This window comes from Nocardia sp. NPDC052001 (assembly GCF_040680615.1).
Classification (GTDB): domain Bacteria; phylum Actinomycetota; class Actinomycetes; order Mycobacteriales; family Mycobacteriaceae; genus Nocardia.
In genome coordinates this window covers 19,076-36,402 of the sequence record NZ_JBFAXC010000001.1, presented here as the reverse complement: position 1 = coordinate 36,402, position 17,327 = coordinate 19,076, and the positions used below count along the sequence as shown (strand labels likewise).

Below are 17,327 nucleotides of genomic sequence, written 5' to 3'. Positions count from 1 at the left end.
GGCAACGGCCACGGTCGTACGGGCGTTCAGCGCTTGGCGGGGAGGGCGTCCGGGTAGTCCGCCTCGTCGAGGAGTTTGGTGGCGATATTGTCGATGCTCTGATCGAAGAGGGCGCGGTCCTTGGGATCGGTGAGATCCCAGTCGTCGAGCTGGTTTTCGAGCCAGTGCTTCCAGGCGGTGTGCACGGTGTCGACCTCGCGCATGCCACGGTCGGTGAGCGAGAGTTCCTCACCGTCGCGGCGGACCAGACCCTCGCGCTGGGTCTTCTCGAACACCGGTTCCACCAATTCCGTTGGCACCCAGTGGGTTTTGGCGATATCGGAGACCGTGACCGAACCGCGCAGGCGCTGATACATGCGCACCTGGCCGAGCGCCCACGCCTCATCCTTGGCCAGGGAACTGCCCGACGCCGCGAGGATGCCCGGTTCGGGGACGGCGTTGTCACGCAGTTTGCGCAGCACCCGCACGATGGCCCGCTCCATCTGCACCCCGCGATCCGGGGAGTCCGGCACCGCGAACCCCTCGCCGACATCGGCGGCCTGACCGCGCGAACTGTCGCGCAGCGGAACCTCTTTCAGGAACCAGGCGATCAGGAAGCCGAGCACCGCGACCGGCACCACCCAGCGGAAGACATAGTCGATGGAGGTGGCGTAGGCATCGATGATCGGCATGGCCTGTTCCGGCGGCAGCGCGCGCAGCGCCTGCGGATTCTGCGCCACCTCCGGCGGCACCTTCGCCTCCATCAGCGCAGAAGTCAGGTGCGGGCCCAGCTGATTCGAGTACAGCGTGCCGAAAACCGTGGTGCCGAAGGCGCTGCCGATGGTGCGGAAGAAGGTCACACCCGAGGTCGCGGTGCCCAGATCCGAATACGGCACGCTGTTCTGCACCGCGATGGTCAGCACCTGCATGGCCAGGCCGATGCCGAGGCCCAGGATCAGCATGTACAGCGACTGCAACCAGAAACTCGTACCGGCATCCATGGTGGACATGAGGAACAGGCCCAGCGCCATCACCGCCGTGCCCGCGATCGGGAAGAACTTGTACCGGCCGGTTCGGCCGACGATGGTGCCGGACAGGATCGAGGTGCCGAAGAGTCCGACCACCAGCGGCAGGGTCTGCACACCGGAAGCGGTGGCGGATACGCCCTTCACGTATTGCAGGAACGCGGGCAGGTAGGTCATCGCGCCGAGCATGGCGAAGCCGACGATGAAGCTCAGGATCGAGCAGACGGTGAAGACATTGCTGCGGAACAGGCGCATGGGGAGCATGGGCTCCTCGGCCCGCAGCTCCACCGCGACGAATGCCGCCAGCGCCACCACGGCCGCCGCGAACAGCCCGATGATCATGGCCGAACCCCAGGCGTATTCCTGTCCGCCCCACTCCAGGCCCAGGATCAGGCAGGTGACACCGATGGCGATGAGCGCGATGCCCAGATAGTCGACGATCGGTTTCACCGCATTGCGGACCACCGGAATCGTCCGCGCCGCAACGAGAATCATGATGATGGCGATGGGCACGTTCACGTAGAAGCACCAGCGCCAGCTCAGGTGATCGGTGAACAGGCCGCCCAGGGTCGGGCCGACCACCGTGGTCACGCCGAACACCGCGCCCAGCGCACCCTGGTACTGGCCGCGTTCGCGCAGCGGGATCACATCGGCGATCAGCGCCATCGAGGTGACCATGAGTCCGCCCGCGCCCAGCCCCTGCACGGCTCGGGCAATGATCAGCAAATCCATCCCGTGCGCCATTCCGGCGACGATCGAACCCAGGATGAAAATGGCCCCGCTGAGCTGGAAGATCAGTTTGCGCCCGAACAGGTCACCGAATTTTCCGGCCAGCGCCGTGGCGATGGCCTCGGCGACCAGATAGGCGGTGACCACCCAGGCCATATGCCCGGAGCCGCCGAGATCGGCGACGATGGTGGGCAGGGCGGTGGCGACAATGGTCGAATCGAGTGCCGCCATGAGCATCCCGAGCACCACCGTGCCGAAGATGACATTGATCCGGGCCCGACTCAGAGGCTGGGGCACCGAAGGAGCGACGGCCACGCTGGCACCGGTCATCGGCCCAGTATGTTTCGCCCACTACCGAAGACACAGCAACGACACGGCTAACCAGTCCGTCATCCCGGCACGCTTTAGGCTGGGATCCACGCCCGGGTGCCGAATACGCCCTATTTCGCGCGCACCGCGTAGTCACCCAGCGACGGCTCCAGGGTGTCGAACGCGGTGATGACATTCCCGGTCAGCGCCCCGGCGATGACGTCATTGGACTCCCCCGCGACCGTGCGCCGCAGGGTCTCCTCGAACAGCGCGCGATGGATGCCGCCGAGCAGTGCCGCCGCCACCCGCGGGGCGAATTCGTCCGGCCCGGCGGATGTTTCGGCGGCCAGGCAGGCCGCGAGGCGGCGCTCGCGCTCCTCGTGGAATTCGCGCAGCCGCGCCACCAGGGCCGAGCTGCTGGTGATCAGGCGGGCGAAGTCGGGGCCGGAGAAGCCCACCACCGCATTGCGTTCCGCGACCGTGGCGAGGTAGTTGCGGCGCAGCGCGGCCAGCGCCGATTCGCCGATCTCGCGCTCACGCACCGTCTGCGCGAGCGTCTCCACGAAGATGTCGTGCAGATCGAGCACCAGGTCTTCCTTGCGCGGGAAGTAATTGGTGACCGTCATCTTGGCGACGTCCGCGGCGGCCGCGATCTCGGCGATGGTGACGCTGTCGTAGCCGCGTTCCAGGAACAGCAGGGTGGCGGTGTTCGAGATGTGCTGCCGGGTCTGCTGCTTCTTGCGCTCCCGCAGGCCCGCCGACCTGCCATCGGTGATCTGTGCGTTCATGTCGAGGACTATATCTGATTCCGTCACAAATTCATTCTTGACATATTTTTAGGTCGCATCTAAGTTTGTCGGCATGAGTAGCGCGATCACCCTCAGCGAAGACGCCATCAAGGACTACCTCCGTCGCATCGGCGGCACCGCGTTGTTGACCGCACAGGATGAGTACGCATTGGGAGAACGCATCGAAGCCGGACGGCTGGCGCGGCAGCGAATGGACGAGTCCGCTTCCACCGCAATCGAACTCAGCGCCGCCGAACGGCGCGCACTACAGCTGGCGAGCGCCGACGGCCGGCGCGCCAAGGACCATATGGTGCGCGCCAACCTGCGCCTGGTGGTCTCCATCGCCAAGCACTATCCGACTCCGGCGGGCATGTCGCTGCTGGACCTGACCCAGGAGGGCACGCTGGGCCTGATGCACGCCATCGACAAGTTCGACCATCGTCGCGGTTTGAAGCTGTCGACCTATGCGACCTGGTGGATCAAACAGTCCATCGGGCGCGCGCTGGCCGATCAGAGCCGCACGATTCGGGTCCCCGTGCACGTGGTGGAGGTGCTGAACCGGGCCAAGCGCACGCAGCGACAGCTGTCCCAGCAGCTCGGGCGCGAAGCGACGATGGACGAGCTCGCGACGGCGATGGAGCTTCCGGTCGAGCAGGTGCGCGAGGTGCTACGCCATGGGCGCGAACCGATTTCGCTGCATCTCCCGGTTGGCGAGGAGGACGCCACCGAACTCGGCGCACTGCTGGCGGACAGTGCACCGGATCCCTCGGTGACCGTCACCGAGGCCGCCGCCCGCGGCCGGATCCGCCAAGTCCTCGCGGGTCTGCCGGAGCGGGAGGCGCAGGTCATCACACTGCGCTACGGTCTGGACGGTGCGGAGCCGCGCACCCTGGAGGAGGTCGGCCGCCTGTTCGGAGTTTCGCGGGAGCGGGTGCGGCAGATCGAGTCCAAGGGTATGCAGCGGCTGCGGCAGCCGTCGCGCATGTCGGCTCTGGCGGACATGCTCGGCTGAGTTCCGGGACGCGTCGCGCGGCTTGCGGCGCGTCCCGGACACCGTCCGGTGCGTCCCGGACACTCGGCCTATCGCAGGAACTTACTCTGGAGTAAGATCAGCGGACCGTGTGCGCGACGAAGCGCACCGAAGCCGAACCTGTGAGGTCAACAGCCATGGCATGGAAGCCAAGCGATATCTCGGACCAGTCCGGGCGCACCTTCGTGATCACCGGAGCAAATGGCGGGCTCGGCGAGCAGACCACCAAGGTGCTGGCGAGCAAGGGCGGCACCGTCATCATGGCCTGCCGCAATACCGCGAAGGCGCAAGAGGTCGCCGACCGCATCGACGGCGATGTGCGGGTCGCCGGACTGGATCTGGCCAGCCTGGAATCGATTCGCGAATTCGCGGACAGCCAAGGCGAATTCGATGTACTGATCAATAACGCCGGGCTGATGAACGTACCGTTCTCGCGCACCAAGGACGGCTTCGAAACCCAGTGGGGCGTCAACCATCTCGGCCACTACGCGCTCACCGGGCTGCTGCTGGACAAGATCGGCGATCGCGTCGTCACGCTGGCGTCCATCGCGCACAAGCAGACCCCCAAGCTGTGGATCGACGACCTCAATTACGAAAACCGCAGGTACCAGCGCAATCTCGCGTACGCGCAGTCCAAGCTGTCGAATCTGATGTTCGCCCGCGAACTCCAGCGCCGTCTCACCGCCGCCGGTTCCAGCAAGCGCTCCTACGGCGTGCACCCCGGCGTCTCGGCGACCGATCTGTTCGCCCGCACCGAAACCCCCATCGACCGCATCGCCAAACCGGTCATCCGCCTGGTCGGCCACGCACCCGCCCTGGCCGCGCACTCCTCCCTTTTCGGGGCGACCGAACCGGACGCCGATCCCACCGTCTATTGGGGCCCGGCCCGCCTGATGGGCAATAAGGGCCCGGTCGAGCACGCGCCCTCCAGCAAGCTGTCCCAGGATCGCGAACTGTGGCGTCGTCTGTGGGAGGAGTCCGAGCGGCTCACGGGCGTCACCTACAAGTTCTGAGCATCAACAGCTTCCGATAATGCGATGGACCTCCTACTACGGTGGCCGTAGTAGGCAGGTACCGTGGGATGGTGTCTTCCGCTCCCCAACGCCGTCCGGCCCTGATCGTGTTCGTGGTCGTGGCATTCGTGGCCTGCCTGGGCCTGGGCTGGTGGCAGTGGGGGCGCTATGAATCCGGCACCGGCACCGCGCAGAACCTCGGTTACGCATTGCAGTGGCCGTTGTTCGCCGGGTTCGTGGTGTGGGCTTACTTCCGATTCGTGCGGCTGGAGAAGGACGCCGAACTGGAGGCCGAGTTCGAAGCCGCGCCGCCGGTCGCCGAAGGCGAAGTCGCGCCGCGCCCGAAGCGGCCCAAGCCGCAGGCGCCGCGCGAGATTCCGGCCGGACTGCTGCCCGAGCGGCCCAAGGCGGCCGCCCAGGATGATCCGCAGACCGCCGAATACAACAGGTACCTGGCCGAACTGCACGCCAGCGATCTCGATCAGCAGATCCAGGACGCCGGGCTGCGCAACCACCCCGAAAGGAGCGCCGGGTGACCGCGCGCGACAACTCCCAGGCCCCCGTCGCGACCGGTGCGGAAACCCTCGCGCCCCGACCGCTCGGCGCGGCCGCACCCGAGAAGATCCGCGGCGCACTGCTGCGGTACCGGATTCTGGCCTGGATCACCGGTCTGTGGCTGCTGGTGCTCACCGGCGAGGTGATCTACAAGTACCTGCTGCTGGACGACAGCAGCACCGCACCGCACTGGCTGTTCTACGTCGGGCAGGTGCACGGCATCTTCTACATGCTGTACCTGGTCATGACCATCGATCTGGGCATCAAGGCGCGGTGGAAGCCGGTCACCACGGCGCTGACCTGCCTGGCGGGCACGGTTCCGTTCCTGTCCTTCGTGTTCGAGCACATGCGCACCAAAGAGGTCAAGGCCGCCTTCGGGCTCTGAGCCGCACACACGACGAGCGCGCCCCCATCCGATGGATGGGGGCGCGTTCGCTGTGCTGGCGTTGCCGGAATTACACGGTCAATTCAGTTGGCGGCCAAGGCTTTCAGAGCCGGGAGCAGTTGGCGAAGGGCGCGGCCGCGATGAGAGGCCGCGTCCTTCTCGGCCGGGGTGAGCTGCGCCGCCGAGACGGTGCCGCCCTCCGGAACGAAGAGCGGGTCGTAGCCGAAACCGCCGTCGCCCAACGGATTCCGGGAGATGACGCCCGGCCATTCGCCGCGCACGACCTCTTCGACACCGTCCGCGACCAGGGCACAGGACGAGACGAAGCTCGCGCCGCGACGCTCGTCCGGGACATCGCCGAGCTGGGCCAGCAGCAGGGTGTTGTTGGCCTCGTCATTGCCGTGCGTACCGGACCAGCGTGCCGAGAGCACACCGGGCATACCGTTCAGTGCGTCTACCGCGATACCGGAATCGTCTGCGACACAGGGCAATCCGGTGGCCGCGAAACCGTCACGGGCCTTGGCGAGAGCGTTCTCCTCGAAGGTCGCGCCGGTTTCGGGGGCCTCCTCGTATTCCGGAACGTCGTTCAGGCCCACGATTTCGACGCCCGCGATACCGGCCTCATCGAGGATGCGGCGCAATTCGTTGAGCTTCTTGGCATTTCGGCTGGCGACCAGGACGCGGCGGGACATCAGGACTTCTTCTTCCCCTCGGACGGCTCCGGGAGCACGCCCGGATACGGCAGTGCGAGCGCTTCCTTCTGCACCTGGAAGATGCGCTCACAGCCCGCGAGCGCGGAGTCCAGCATCTTGTCCAGGGTGGAGCGCGGGAAGGTCGCGCCCTCACCGGTGCCCTGGATCTCGACCAGGGTGCCGGTATCGGTGGCGACCACGTTCATATCGACCTCGGCGCGCGAATCCTCCTCGTACGGAAGATCAAGGCGCACACGGCCGTCCACCACGCCGACGCTCACCGCGGCGATGGCGCAGGAGATGGGCTGCGGATCGGTCAACTGCCCGGCCGCGGCCAGATAGGTGACCGCATCCGAAAGCGCAACGTACGCACCGGTGATCGCGGCGGTGCGGGTGCCGCCGTCGGCCTGCAGCACATCGCAGTCGACCGCGATGGTGTTCTCGCCGATGGTGGACAGATCGATACAGGCCCGCAGCGAACGCCCGATCAGACGGGAGATCTCCTGGGTGCGGCCGCCGACCTTGCCCTTGACCGACTCACGCCCGGAACGGGTGTGGGTGGCGGCGGGCAGCATCGCGTATTCGGCGGTCAGCCAGCCCAATCCGGAATCGCGACGCCACGGCGGCACCCCGTCGGTGACGCTCGCGGTGCACATGACGCGCGTCCCGCCGAATTCCACCAGCACCGATCCCGCCGGATGCGTGGTGAACCCACGGGTGATCTTTACCTCGCGGAGTTCGTCATCCGCCCTGCCATCGGCTCGTTTAGACACGGGCCCAGCCTAATAGTGCACGGAACGAACATGTCCGCGGCCCATACGGGTCGCGGACATGTCGGCGAATGGTGGGATCGGGAGCGTCAGATGTCGAAGGTCTCGCCCGGGGACACCGCGTGCACCGGACCGCTGAAAACGGCCTTCGCCTCGGCGATCACATCTTCGCGCGAGGTCCACGGCGGAATATGGGTGAGCAGCAGTTCACCGACGCCCGCCTCGGCGGCGATCATGCCCGCCTCGGTGCCCGAGAGGTGGATGCCCGGGGGCCGGTTCGCCGGATCGTGCGTCCAGGACGCCTCGGCGAGCAGTACGTCCGCACCGCGCGCCAGGTCGTAGACCTCGGGGCAGATGGCGGTATCGCCGGTGTAGACGAAGGTGCGCCCGGCGGCGGTCTTGATGCGCAGGCCGTAGGACTCCGGCGGGTGGTACATGCGGCGCGCCTCGACGGTGTGGCCGGGACCGAACGGGATCGGCTCCCCCACCGACCACTGCCGCATATCGATCACATCGGACCAGTCATCGGTCTCGCCGCCGATCTCCGCGGACGCGTTGCCGATGCGCAACGAGGTATCCGAAGGCCCGTACACGATGGCCTTACCCGTTGGCGGATTCGGATGGTAGCGCCGCCACACCAGCAGCCCGGGCAGATCCAGGCAGTGATCGGCATGCAGATGGGTGAGGAAGATATCCACCTCGCCCGGATCCAGATGGCGCTGCAACGCGCCCAGCACGCCGGGACCGAAATCGATGACGGTGGGAGTCATATCCGGGCCGGTGAGCAAGTATCCCGACGCCGGGGAATCCGGGCCGGACACGCTGCCCGAGCACCCGATCACGGTGAGGCGCATTCCCCCATGCTGCCACGCTGCTGTCTCACTCAAGGAGGGATCCCCCAAATCGCCGACCGGGTCCACCGTCACCCTTACGACACGAGTCGGCCGGCGTTGGCCCCGCGACGATGACGACGTTCATCCGCTGAGAGTACCCACCCCGCAACCAGTCCACCCACCGCCCCGAAAAGATGCCCTTGCCAAGAGATTCCGGGCTGTCCGGGCAGTACACCCCACAGAATCGAGCCATACAGCAACCCCACCACCAGGCCAATGGCGATCTGCACCACATTGCGGGCGAACACACCGCGCGAGATGAGGTAGGTGAGCCAGCCGAAGACGAGCACCGACGCGCCGACGTGAACGGAGTGGCTTTGGCCGATCAGCCAGGTGCCGGTCCCCGCGATCACCCAGATGATGGCGGTCGCCGCGAGGCCCCGGCCGATACCCGTCAGCAGGGTCAGCAGACCCAGCACTAATACCGGAACCGTATTACCGAGCAGATGCGGCCAATTGGCATGCAGCACAGGGGCGAACAGAATCCCGTCCAAACCGTCGAGTTGACGGGGCTTCACACCACCCGCCTCGTCGAGGTGATGGCCGGTGACGGTGTCGACGCCTTCTACCCCGTAGAGGAAGGCGGTAAACGCGAGAATGATCGCAATCGCCCGCTGCCACAGCAGCTTCAGCGCGCCGCCCCCGCGCTGTGCGACGCCGGGATTGGTCAATTGCCCCCGCAGTCGCGCGATCCGATCCGGATCGAATGACGCGCCGACGCCGCTGCCGCCCATAGCCGGTACCTCCTAGGCCAAGCTCTGCCCCGAGCGTACCGCCGCTGCTCGCCCGGCGGCCCGCACGCGCGACCACCGCGCCCGAGTGATCAGCGCCCCAAGCGATCGGCGCCGCGAGCGCTCAGGCCCAGAGTTGCCCCTCCAGCCGGTCTTCGGCCTCTTCCAGGGTGCCGTCATAGGCCCCGGTCGAGAGGTATTTCCAGCCGCCGTCGGCCACCACGAAGGCGATGTCGGCTGTGACGCCCGCCTTTTCGGCCTTCTTGGCAACGCCCAGGGCCGCGTGCAGGATCGCGCCGGTGGAGATGCCCGCGAAAATGCCCTCTTCCAGGACCAGTTCGCGGGTGCGGCGGACCGCGTCGTAGGGGCCGACCGAGAAGCGGGAGGTCAGCACCGAGGCGTCGTACAGCTCCGGGATGAAGCCCTCGTCGATATTGCGCAGACCGTAGACGAGTTCGCCGTAGCGCGGTTCGGCGGCGACGATCTCGATGGACGGGACCTTCTCGCGCAGGAAGCGGCCGGTGCCCATCAGGGTGCCGGTGGTGCCCAGGCCCGCCACGAAATGCGTGATCTCGGGCAGGTCGGCCAGGATCTCCGGGCCGGTGGTCTCGTAGTGCGCGAGCGCGTTCGCCGGATTGCCGTACTGGTAGAGCATCACCCAGTCCGGATGTTCGGCGGCGATCTGCTTGGCCAGCGCCACAGCCTGATTGGAGCCGCCCGCGGCGGGCGAGTCGATGATGCGCGCACCGAACATGGTGAGCAGCTGACGGCGCTCCACCGAGGTGTTCTCCGGCATGACGCAGACCAGTTGGTAGCCCTTGAGTTTCGCGGCCATCGCCAGCGAGATGCCGGTATTTCCGCTGGTGGGCTCCAGGATCGTGCAGCCGGGCGTGAGCTTGCCCTCGGCCTCGGCCTGTTCGATCATGCGCAGCGCCGGGCGATCCTTGATCGAACCCGTCGGATTGCGGTCCTCGAGTTTGGCCCACAGCCGCACATGGTTCTCGCCGTCCCAGCGCGGGGACAGGTTCTTCAGGCCCACCAGGGGCGTATCACCGAGCGTCGCGATCAGCGACTCGTAGCGCGCCACGGTTTAGCGGGAACCGCCGGCGACCGCCGGGAGGATGGTGACGGTGCCGCCCTCGGGCACCTCGGCCGCCAGACCACCGGTGAAGCGCACATCCTCGTCGTCGACGTAGATATTCACGTAGCGGTTGAGCTTGCCGTCCTTGAGCAGTCGCTCCTTGAGGCCGGTGTGGTTGGCCTCCAGGTTGTCGATGAGTTCGGCCAGGGTCGCGCCCTCGGCCTGTACGCGCTTCTCACCGCCGGTGAGGGTGCGCATGATGGTGGGGATGGAGACGGTGACCGGCATTGGGACTCCTTGCTGTTTCCGGCGGAAGATGTTCAGGCGTCGGCGGATTCGGTATCCGACCCGGTGCCGGAGTAGGCGGGGACGATCTCGACCGGCTCCTCGGTGACCACGCCTTCGAGGATGCGGTAGCTGCGCAGCTCGTGCGCGTCGGCGTCGCGGGTGGAGATCAACACGTAATGCGCGTTCGGCTCGGACGCGTACGAGATATCGGTGCGGCTCGGGTACGCCTCGGTGGCGGTGTGCGAGTGGTAGATGACCACCGGCTCCTCATCGGCGTCGTCCATCGCGCGCCAGACGCGCAATTGCTCACCGGAATCGAAGCGGTAGAAGGTGGGCGAGCGTTCGGCGTTCAGCATGGCCACGAAACGCTCCGGACGATCCGAACCCTCGGGACCGGCGATGACACCGCAGGCTTCGTCCGGGTGATCGGCGCGCGCGTGCGCGACCATCGCCTCCACGAGATCGGCCCTGATCACCAGCACAGTTCGAATCCTTCCCTTTACCGCTGCCCTCAACAGGTCAGAATATTCACCTATTCCCCGCGACCGGGATCACACCCCGCGCCCGTCGCGGCGTGAGTGATCGGCGACACCCGGTGCGCATCACGCTATTCGCCGAAAAGTTCCGCGTAGGAAGGGATTCCGGCTACCGAGGTGGCGGACAGGATGGCGTCGACTATGGCGCGTTCCACACAGACCGCCGCCGCGGTACAGAGCTCGTCGAGCAGGAGCAGGTCGGCGGGGAAGGCCGGGGGCAGCGGGAAGGTGGGGGCCGGGGTGACCGCACCCGTGGCCAGGGCGAACAGGGTGTCACCGTCCAGCGGCGAATGCGCGGGGCGGATGGCCCGGGCCAGACCGTCGTGGGCGGTGGTGGCCAGGCGGCGGCAGGCCGAGGGGTCCAGGGCGGCATCGGTGGCCACCACGCCGATGGTGGTGTTCAGGACGGTGCTCTTCACGGGCAGCGCGTTGGCGGCGGCGAGTTTGTCCGCCGCGACCGGGCGCAGGCCGAAATGGTCCGGACCGTCCGTGCCCGCGCCCCACGGCAATCCGGTGCGCGGATCGAAGACCGAGCCGACCGGATTCGCGACGATCAACGCGCCCACCGTGATTCCGGCGGCCGGGCCGTCGGTGAAGCGGACCGAGGCGGTGCCGACGCCGCCCTTGATGGAACCGGCGCGCGCACCCGCGCCCGCGCCCACCGAACCGCAGGCGAAATCCGTTGCGGCGGCATCCGTTGCGAGGAAACCGAAATCGGCGTCGGGCCGAATATCCCACGCGCCCACCGGCAGATCGAAGATCACCGCACCCGGAACGATCGGCACCACGCGGGACGGATCGGCCGGATCCATCGGAATGCCCTCGTGGTGTTCTTCCAGCCAGCGCATCACGCCGTCGGCGGCGGCGAGGCCGTAAGCGCTTCCGCCGGTGAGCAATACGGCATTCACCTGGCGCACGGTATTGCCGGGATCGAGCAGATCGGTTTCCCGGGTGCCCGGTCCGCCGCCGCGCACATCCACCGACGCGGTCGCGCCGCCGGGGACGCGCAGCACGGTGCAGCCGGTGGCCGCGCCGGTGCCGAGGGTGGCGTTCGAATCGATGCGATGTTCGTGCCCCACCAGGACGCCCGTCACATCGGTGATCGAATTGTTCGGTCCCGCACTGTTGTTCACGATGTGTACCTCCGAAGTGGCGGGGGCGCGATTACGGCATGAGCGCTTGCAGCAGGGAGTCCTGCATCCAGGTGAGCCAGTGATAGACGTCCAGGCTCGGGGCGCGCGGATCATCCTCGTCCAACTGATCGGGCATATCGGCGCTGATATCGAGCGCGGTGCCCAGGGCCAGGCGGACGTCATTGAGGGCGGTGAGCCAGTGCTCGGCCTGCTCCGGGGTGATGACCACCTTGCCGCCCTGCGGCGGGAGGGTTTCCAGAATGACCAGGCCCGCGGAGACCTTGGTTTCGATGATGTCGGGTTCGTGCAGACTGCGCAGTGCGCTGTTCAGGTCGGCGCGGTCGGCGTCGGGGGAACCGGGTTCGCTGCGGTGGAAATCCGGGAGCAGCCGGGCCAGGCGCGGGTCATCGGGCGGGGTGGAGTTGCCCAGCTGTAACCCGGTGAGGGCGGCCAGATCGTCCTCGGGGGCCGAACGGGCTCGGTCGGTGAGTAATCCGGTCACCGCGCCCACCAGCGAGCGCAGTACCTCCGCCTCGTGGGCGTCCATTTCCGAACGGAGTTTCAGCCCGCCCAGGGAGTTCTTCCTGCTCCACTTCCGCACGGGCCTACCGTAGTCGCCCGGGTCACTGGTCACGCTGCATGGTCGCCCATAGTCCGGCCTCGTGCAGGCGCTGCACGTCGTGTTCCATCTTGTCGCGCGAGCCGGAGGAGACGGCGGCTTTGCCCTCGTTGTGCACCTGAAGCATGAGTTCGGTTGCCTTGGCTTTGCTATAGCCGAACAGCTTTTGGAAGATGTACGTCACGTAGTGCATGAGGTTGACCGGATCGTCCCAAACGACCGTTACCCAAGGGCGGTCCTCGGCCTCGAGGATTTCGGTGTACTCGACCGCCTCGGGCATGGCCTGCGACGCGCCCAGTACGACCCGGGAAGTCGATGATGTCAGTTGTGCCGCCGATACCGTCCCGCTCACGCCGCCCGTCCGGGCGGCAATCCGGACAGCGTCTTCTCTGCACAGACCCATAACGTCCAGGGTACGACTCGACCCCGAAGAAACAACAGCCCACACGACACGCCCACCACGAGCGTTATATCGCCGACGTGTCGTGGGGCGGTGTCACCAGGATGACCGTTCGGTCTGTGCCTACAGTGGAACCCGTGACGATCGCCGCCGGGATGACCAGCACCGCATTGCTGACCGATCAGTACGAGCTGACCATGCTCGCCGCCGCGCTGGCGGACGGATCCGCGCATCGGCGGTGCACGTTCGAGGTATTCGCCCGGCGATTGCCGCATGGCAGGCGGTACGGCGTGGTGGCGGGGACCGGGCGGCTGCTGGCGGCGCTGCGTGAATTCCGTTTCGGGGAGCCCGAACTCGCGATCGTCGGGAAGTTCCTGGATCCGGACACCGTGGCGTGGTTGCGGGACTATCGGTTCAGCGGGGATATCGACGGGTATCGCGAAGGCGAGCTGTATTTCCCGGGGTCCCCCATCCTGACCGTGCGCGGCACCTTCGCCGAATGCGTGCTGCTGGAGACCCTGGCGCTGTCGATCTACAACCACGACAGCGCCATCGCCGCCGCGGCCGCGCGCATGGTGAGCGCCGCGGGCGGGCGGCGCATGATCGAAATGGGTTCGCGCCGAACGCATGAGCTGGCCGCGCCCTCGGCGTCGCGGGCCGCGTATCTCGCGGGGCTGGACGCCACCTCGAATCTGGAAGCCGTGCGCGGCTTCGGCGTTCCCGGCGCGGGCACCAGTGCGCACGCGTTCACCCTGCTGCACAGCGGATCCGACGGCGAACACGAGGCCGACGCCTTCCGCAGTCAGATCGCCGCGCTCGGCGTCGGCACCACCCTGCTGGTGGACACCTTCGACATCACCTGCGGCGTCGCCACCGCCATCGAGGTCGCCGGACCCGAATTGGGCGGCGTGCGAATCGATTCCGGTGATCTGGGGGTGCTGGCCCGCCAGGTCCGCGAACAGTTGAACGCACTCGGCGCGGTGAAGACCCGGATCGTGGTCTCCGGCGATCTCGACGAGTACGCCATCGCCTCGCTGCGCGCCGAACCGGTGGACGTCTACGGTGTCGGCACCGCCCTGGTCACCGGCTCCGGTGCGCCCACCGCCGGAATGGTCTACAAACTCGTCGAGGTCGAAGGCGTCCCGGTCGCGAAACGCAGCTCGCACAAGGAATCTCGCGGCGGCACCAAGAAGGCCGTGCGCCTGTCCCGCAGCACCGGCACGGTCGTGGAGGAAATCGTCTACCCCGCTTCCGCACCCCATCCCGAGCCCAACGGCTTCCAGATCCGCGACCTGCAAACCCCCCTCGTCCGCGACGGCGAGATCCTCCCCGACCAGCCCACCCTCCAGCAGAGCCGGGACCTGGTCGCACAGGGCCTGATCAGCCTGCCCTGGGAGGGCCTCAAACTCTCCGCGGGCGAACCCGCAATCCCGACCACCTTCCTCACCGCCTAGCGCGCGCACCCCGGTCGCCGGGCTCGGCAGGCACCGAATCGGTCGCCATGTCTCGACGCGCGAGGAGGGGCTCGAGCGTCGAGAATGGCGTCCGCCGACCGCGCGTGGACCACGCTGACCAGCGGGCGGCACAATGCAATACGAGCATCGAACCGTCGCGGTTCATCCACGGGAGGTCGCCATGAGCCGAGCCTTGATCGTCGTCGACGTACAGAACGATTTCTGCGAAGGCGGATCGCTCGCCGTCGCGGGCGGAGCGGCGGTGGCCGAGCGGATCACCCGGTACCTGGGGGTCTCGGATTACACCGCCGTGGTGGCGACTCGCGATTTCCACATCGATCCGGGCGCGCATTTCTCCGACACCCCGGATTACGTGGACACCTGGCCGCCGCACTGCCGGGTCGGCACGCCGGGGGCGGATTTCCATCCGGCGCTCGATACCGCGCCGATTCAGGAGGTCTTCTCCAAGGGCGCGTACACCGCCGCCTACTCCGGTTTCGAGGGCACCGCGTCGGACGGTTCCACCGGCCTCGCGGACTGGCTGCGCGCGCACGCCATCGACGCGGTGGACGTGGTGGGCATCGCCACCGATCACTGCGTGCGCGCCACCGCCCTGGACGCCCGCGCGGCGGGCTTCGACACCCGCGTCCTGCTCGGGCTCACGGCCGCCGTCACGCCCGCGACCGTCCGCACCGCGCTCGACACCCTGCGCTCCTCCGGCGTGGACCTCGCGGGCACGCTGGAGAAGTGAGTAGCTCACTCGGCTAGCACGCGTCGGATCGTCCGGCACACCGAGGTTTGCGCGCGGGTTGTCGGCGGCGCGCAGTACCCTGGCCGCCGTGCCTGAACTCCCACCGGTCCCGAAGCTATTGGCCACTGCTGTCGAGGCGCTGGGAGGTAAAGAGCGCAAGGGACAGCAGACGATGGCCGCGGCGGTGGCGCATTCCATCGATACCGGGGAACACCTGGCCGTTCAGGCGGGCACGGGTACCGGAAAGTCATTGGCGTACCTGGTGCCGAGTCTGCGGCACGCGGTGCGGACCGGGCGGACCGTGGTGGTGTCGACGGCGACCATCGCATTGCAGCGGCAGCTGGTGGATCGGGATCTGCCGCGATTGAGTCAGGCGCTGGCGGAACCGCTGGGACGCGTGGCGGAGTTCGCGATTCTCAAGGGGCGCAACAACTATCTGTGCTTGAACAAGATCAATAGCGCGATTCCGGACGAGCCCGCCGAGGCGGAGTTGTTCGACGCCTTCGCGGTCTCGCGACTGGGGCGCGAGGTGCAGCGGCTGCACGAGTGGGTGTCCGATACCGAGAAGGGCGATCGGGATGAGCTCACTCCGGGGGTGAGCGATCAGGCGTGGCGGCAGGTGAGCGTGAGTTCCCGTGAGTGCCTCGGGAAGTCGCGCTGCTCCTTCGGACAGGACTGCTTCGCGGAGAAGGCGCGCGCGGAGTCCGGCGCCGCGGATGTGGTGGTCACCAATCACGCGCTGCTGGCCATCGACGCCATCAGCGGTATCCAGGTGCTGCCCGAACACGATGTGGTCGTCATCGACGAGGCGCACGAACTGGTGGATCGGGTCACGGGTGTGGCCACCGCGGAGCTGTCCACCGCAGCGATCAGCGCCGCCGCCAAACGCTGCACCAAGCTCATCGACGAGCAGGAAGTGGATCGGCTCGAAGGCGCGGCAGAAGCCTGGCACACCCTGCTCGACGAATTGAATCCCGGCCGCTGGGATCGCCTACCCGACGGCGCCGCACCGGTTTTGGCGTTGATCCGCGATGCGGCGTGGAATGCCCGCACCGCGCTCGCCCCGCAGGGCGCGAACAGCGCGCAGGCCGATCCCGAGGGCGCGGCGCTGCGCAATCAGGCGCTGGCCGCCATCGAGGAGGTGCACGATGCCGCGGTGCGCGTGCTCACCACCTACGAGGAACCCGATCCGGCCGCGCACCGCGATGTCATCTGGCTCTCGGTGGACGAGATGCGCGGCGTCCCGCGCCGCACCCTGCACATGGCCCCGCTCTCGGTGGGCGGACTGCTGCGCAGCCAGCTGTTCGGCACCGCCACAGTGGTTTTGACCTCGGCGACGCTGCAGATCGGCGGCTCGTTCGACAATCTGGCGGTCACCTGGGGCCTGCCGCCCAAATCGTCGGCCCAGGTCGATCCGGCATTGGCCAGCGGTAAGGAAACCCCTTCCGACGCAGCGAAACTGCGCTGGAATTCGGTGGATGTGGGTTCCCCTTTCGATCACGCGAAATCCGGAATCCTCTATGTGGCAAAGCATTTGCCCGCCCCCGGCCGGGACGGCCTGCCCACCGCCTATCTGGACGAGATCGAACGGCTCATCACCGCGGCCAACGGCCGCACCCTGGGCCTGTTCTCCTCCATGCGAGCGGCCAAGGCGGCCACCGAGATTCTGCGCGAACGCCTGGATACCCCGGTGCTGTGCCAGGGCGATGACGCCACCGGCGCACTGGTCAAGAAATTCGCCGACGATCCGGAAACCTCGCTGTTCGGCACCCTTTCGCTATGGCAGGGCGTGGATGTGCCGGGTCCCTCGCTGAGTCTGGTTATCCTGGACCGCATTCCGTTCCCGCGCCCGGACGATCCGCTGTTGATCGCCCGCCAGCGCGCGGTGGAATCGCGGGGCGGCAATGGATTTCTCTCAGTCGCCGCCAATCACGCGGCACTGCTGCTCGCACAGGGCACCGGGCGACTGCTGCGCAGCGTGGATGATCGCGGTGTAATCGCCATTCTGGATTCACGTCTGGCGACCGCGCGCTATGGCGGATATTTGCGAGCGTCACTGCCGCCCTATTGGGAAACATCCGATCCACAAGTGGTGACAAAGGCTTTGGCGCGTTTGACACAAAGTGTTTCGCAAAACAAAACACCCGTGTGAGAACAGTCACACGG

The 17,327-nt window shown here is 67.2% G+C and carries 19 protein-coding genes; 7 read left to right on the top strand and 12 right to left on the bottom strand.

The genetic code is table 11. The features are described 5' to 3' along the window. Nucleotides 1-26: 26 nt before the first annotated feature. On the bottom strand, nt 27-2,063 hold the full coding sequence (locus AB0L82_RS00180) for an MDR family MFS transporter (RefSeq protein ID WP_364628653.1): 2,037 nt from the start codon (nt 2,061-2,063) through the stop codon (nt 27-29). A gap of 110 nt (nt 2,064-2,173) precedes the next feature. Continuing rightward, nucleotides 2,174-2,830: a TetR/AcrR family transcriptional regulator gene (locus AB0L82_RS00175; RefSeq protein WP_364628650.1), complete on the bottom strand. Its 657-nt coding sequence runs from the start codon at nt 2,828-2,830 to the stop codon at nt 2,174-2,176. A 73-nt stretch (nt 2,831-2,903) separates the two neighbouring features. Here AB0L82_RS00175 and AB0L82_RS00170 point away from each other — a divergent pair, with 73 nt between their 5' ends. From AB0L82_RS00170 to AB0L82_RS00155, 4 genes are all read left to right on the top strand, one after another. Continuing rightward, the gene (locus AB0L82_RS00170) at nt 2,904-3,842 is read left to right on the top strand and encodes a sigma-70 family RNA polymerase sigma factor (protein WP_364628647.1); all 939 of its coding nucleotides are present in this window, start codon (nt 2,904-2,906) and stop codon (nt 3,840-3,842) included. 155 nt (nt 3,843-3,997) lie between these two features. Next, nucleotides 3,998-4,873: an oxidoreductase gene (locus AB0L82_RS00165; RefSeq protein WP_364628644.1), complete on the top strand. Its 876-nt coding sequence runs from the start codon at nt 3,998-4,000 to the stop codon at nt 4,871-4,873. Between the two features lie 71 nt (nt 4,874-4,944). Then, a complete protein-coding gene (locus tag AB0L82_RS00160) occupies nt 4,945-5,409 on the top strand; it encodes a transcriptional regulator (protein ID WP_364628642.1) in 465 nt (154 codons plus the stop codon). Then, a complete protein-coding gene (locus AB0L82_RS00155; RefSeq protein ID WP_364628639.1) occupies nt 5,406-5,813 on the top strand; it encodes a DUF3817 domain-containing protein in 408 nt (135 codons plus the stop codon). Before AB0L82_RS00160 ends, AB0L82_RS00155 begins: the two co-directional genes overlap by 4 nt. 83 nt (nt 5,814-5,896) lie before the next feature. On the opposite strand, the gene rdgB is transcribed toward AB0L82_RS00155, so the two are convergent. The 10 genes from rdgB to clpS form a co-directional block, all read right to left on the bottom strand. Then, nucleotides 5,897-6,505, bottom strand: coding sequence for an RdgB/HAM1 family non-canonical purine NTP pyrophosphatase (gene rdgB / locus AB0L82_RS00150; protein ID WP_364628636.1), 609 nt, complete (start codon nt 6,503-6,505; stop codon nt 5,897-5,899). Continuing rightward, nucleotides 6,505-7,278, bottom strand: a complete 774-nt coding sequence (gene rph, locus AB0L82_RS00145) for a ribonuclease PH (protein ID WP_364628633.1) — start codon at nt 7,276-7,278, stop codon at nt 6,505-6,507. The genes rdgB and rph overlap by 1 nt, the downstream gene beginning before the upstream one ends. An 86-nt stretch (nt 7,279-7,364) precedes the next feature. After that, a complete protein-coding gene (locus AB0L82_RS00140) occupies nt 7,365-8,129 on the bottom strand; it encodes a cyclic nucleotide-degrading phosphodiesterase (protein ID WP_364632693.1) in 765 nt (254 codons plus the stop codon). A gap of 74 nt (nt 8,130-8,203) precedes the next feature. Then, nucleotides 8,204-8,902, bottom strand: coding sequence for a rhomboid family intramembrane serine protease (locus tag AB0L82_RS00135; protein WP_364628630.1), 699 nt, complete (start codon nt 8,900-8,902; stop codon nt 8,204-8,206). Nucleotides 8,903-9,023: 121 nt separating this feature from the next. Continuing rightward, the gene (locus AB0L82_RS00130) at nt 9,024-9,986 is read right to left on the bottom strand and encodes a cysteine synthase (RefSeq protein WP_364628628.1); all 963 of its coding nucleotides are present in this window, start codon (nt 9,984-9,986) and stop codon (nt 9,024-9,026) included. A gap of 3 nt (nt 9,987-9,989) precedes the next feature. Beyond that, nucleotides 9,990-10,268: a MoaD/ThiS family protein gene (locus AB0L82_RS00125; RefSeq protein WP_364628625.1), complete on the bottom strand. Its 279-nt coding sequence runs from the start codon at nt 10,266-10,268 to the stop codon at nt 9,990-9,992. A 32-nt stretch (nt 10,269-10,300) separates the two neighbouring features. Beyond that, on the bottom strand, nt 10,301-10,750 hold the full coding sequence (locus tag AB0L82_RS00120) for a M67 family metallopeptidase (protein ID WP_364628623.1): 450 nt from the start codon (nt 10,748-10,750) through the stop codon (nt 10,301-10,303). A 125-nt stretch (nt 10,751-10,875) separates the two neighbouring features. Beyond that, nucleotides 10,876-11,937 carry a P1 family peptidase gene (locus AB0L82_RS00115; protein ID WP_364628620.1) on the bottom strand — a complete coding sequence of 354 codons (1,062 nt, stop codon included), beginning with the start codon at nt 11,935-11,937 and terminating at the stop codon, nt 10,876-10,878. 31 nt (nt 11,938-11,968) lie between these two features. Continuing rightward, entirely contained in the window at nt 11,969-12,538 is a 570-nt protein-coding gene (locus tag AB0L82_RS00110) for a DUF2017 domain-containing protein (RefSeq protein WP_364628617.1), read from the bottom strand. Between the two features lie 22 nt (nt 12,539-12,560). Then, nucleotides 12,561-12,836 carry an ATP-dependent Clp protease adapter ClpS gene (gene clpS / locus AB0L82_RS00105; RefSeq protein WP_364632692.1) on the bottom strand — a complete coding sequence of 92 codons (276 nt, stop codon included), beginning with the start codon at nt 12,834-12,836 and terminating at the stop codon, nt 12,561-12,563. Nucleotides 12,837-13,111: 275 nt separating this feature from the next. On the opposite strand from clpS, the gene AB0L82_RS00100 reads away from it, so the two are divergent. From AB0L82_RS00100 to AB0L82_RS00090, 3 genes are all read left to right on the top strand, one after another. Next, entirely contained in the window at nt 13,112-14,410 is a 1,299-nt protein-coding gene (locus AB0L82_RS00100) for a nicotinate phosphoribosyltransferase (RefSeq protein WP_364632690.1), read from the top strand. A 181-nt stretch (nt 14,411-14,591) separates the two neighbouring features. Then, nucleotides 14,592-15,161: an isochorismatase family protein gene (locus AB0L82_RS00095; RefSeq protein WP_364628615.1), complete on the top strand. Its 570-nt coding sequence runs from the start codon at nt 14,592-14,594 to the stop codon at nt 15,159-15,161. An 88-nt stretch (nt 15,162-15,249) separates the two neighbouring features. Next, nucleotides 15,250-17,313 (top strand): ATP-dependent DNA helicase, encoded by a 2,064-nt coding sequence (locus tag AB0L82_RS00090; protein WP_364628612.1) that lies wholly within the window; start codon nt 15,250-15,252, stop codon nt 17,311-17,313. Nucleotides 17,314-17,327 lie beyond the last annotated feature (14 nt).

What these genes read in the sequence shown, in the direction of transcription:
- AB0L82_RS00180 (WP_364628653.1), bottom strand. Translation starts at nt 2,063, where the DNA reads ATGACCGGTGCCAGCGTGGCCGTCGCTCCTTCGGTGCCCCAGCCTCTG.
- AB0L82_RS00175 (WP_364628650.1), bottom strand. Translation starts at nt 2,830, where the DNA reads ATGAACGCACAGATCACCGATGGCAGGTCGGCGGGCCTGCGGGAGCGC.
- AB0L82_RS00170 (WP_364628647.1), top strand. Translation starts at nt 2,904, where the DNA reads ATGAGTAGCGCGATCACCCTCAGCGAAGACGCCATCAAGGACTACCTC.
- AB0L82_RS00165 (WP_364628644.1), top strand. Translation starts at nt 3,998, where the DNA reads ATGGCATGGAAGCCAAGCGATATCTCGGACCAGTCCGGGCGCACCTTC.
- rdgB (WP_364628636.1), bottom strand. Translation starts at nt 6,505, where the DNA reads ATGTCCCGCCGCGTCCTGGTCGCCAGCCGAAATGCCAAGAAGCTCAAC.
- AB0L82_RS00140 (WP_364632693.1), bottom strand. Translation starts at nt 8,129, where the DNA reads ATGCGCCTCACCGTGATCGGGTGCTCGGGCAGCGTGTCCGGCCCGGAT.
- AB0L82_RS00135 (WP_364628630.1), bottom strand. Translation starts at nt 8,902, where the DNA reads ATGGGCGGCAGCGGCGTCGGCGCGTCATTCGATCCGGATCGGATCGCG.
- AB0L82_RS00125 (WP_364628625.1), bottom strand. Translation starts at nt 10,268, where the DNA reads ATGCCGGTCACCGTCTCCATCCCCACCATCATGCGCACCCTCACCGGC.
- clpS (WP_364632692.1), bottom strand. Translation starts at nt 12,836, where the DNA reads ATGCCCGAGGCGGTCGAGTACACCGAAATCCTCGAGGCCGAGGACCGC.
- AB0L82_RS00100 (WP_364632690.1), top strand. Translation starts at nt 13,112, where the DNA reads ATGACCAGCACCGCATTGCTGACCGATCAGTACGAGCTGACCATGCTC.
- AB0L82_RS00095 (WP_364628615.1), top strand. Translation starts at nt 14,592, where the DNA reads ATGAGCCGAGCCTTGATCGTCGTCGACGTACAGAACGATTTCTGCGAA.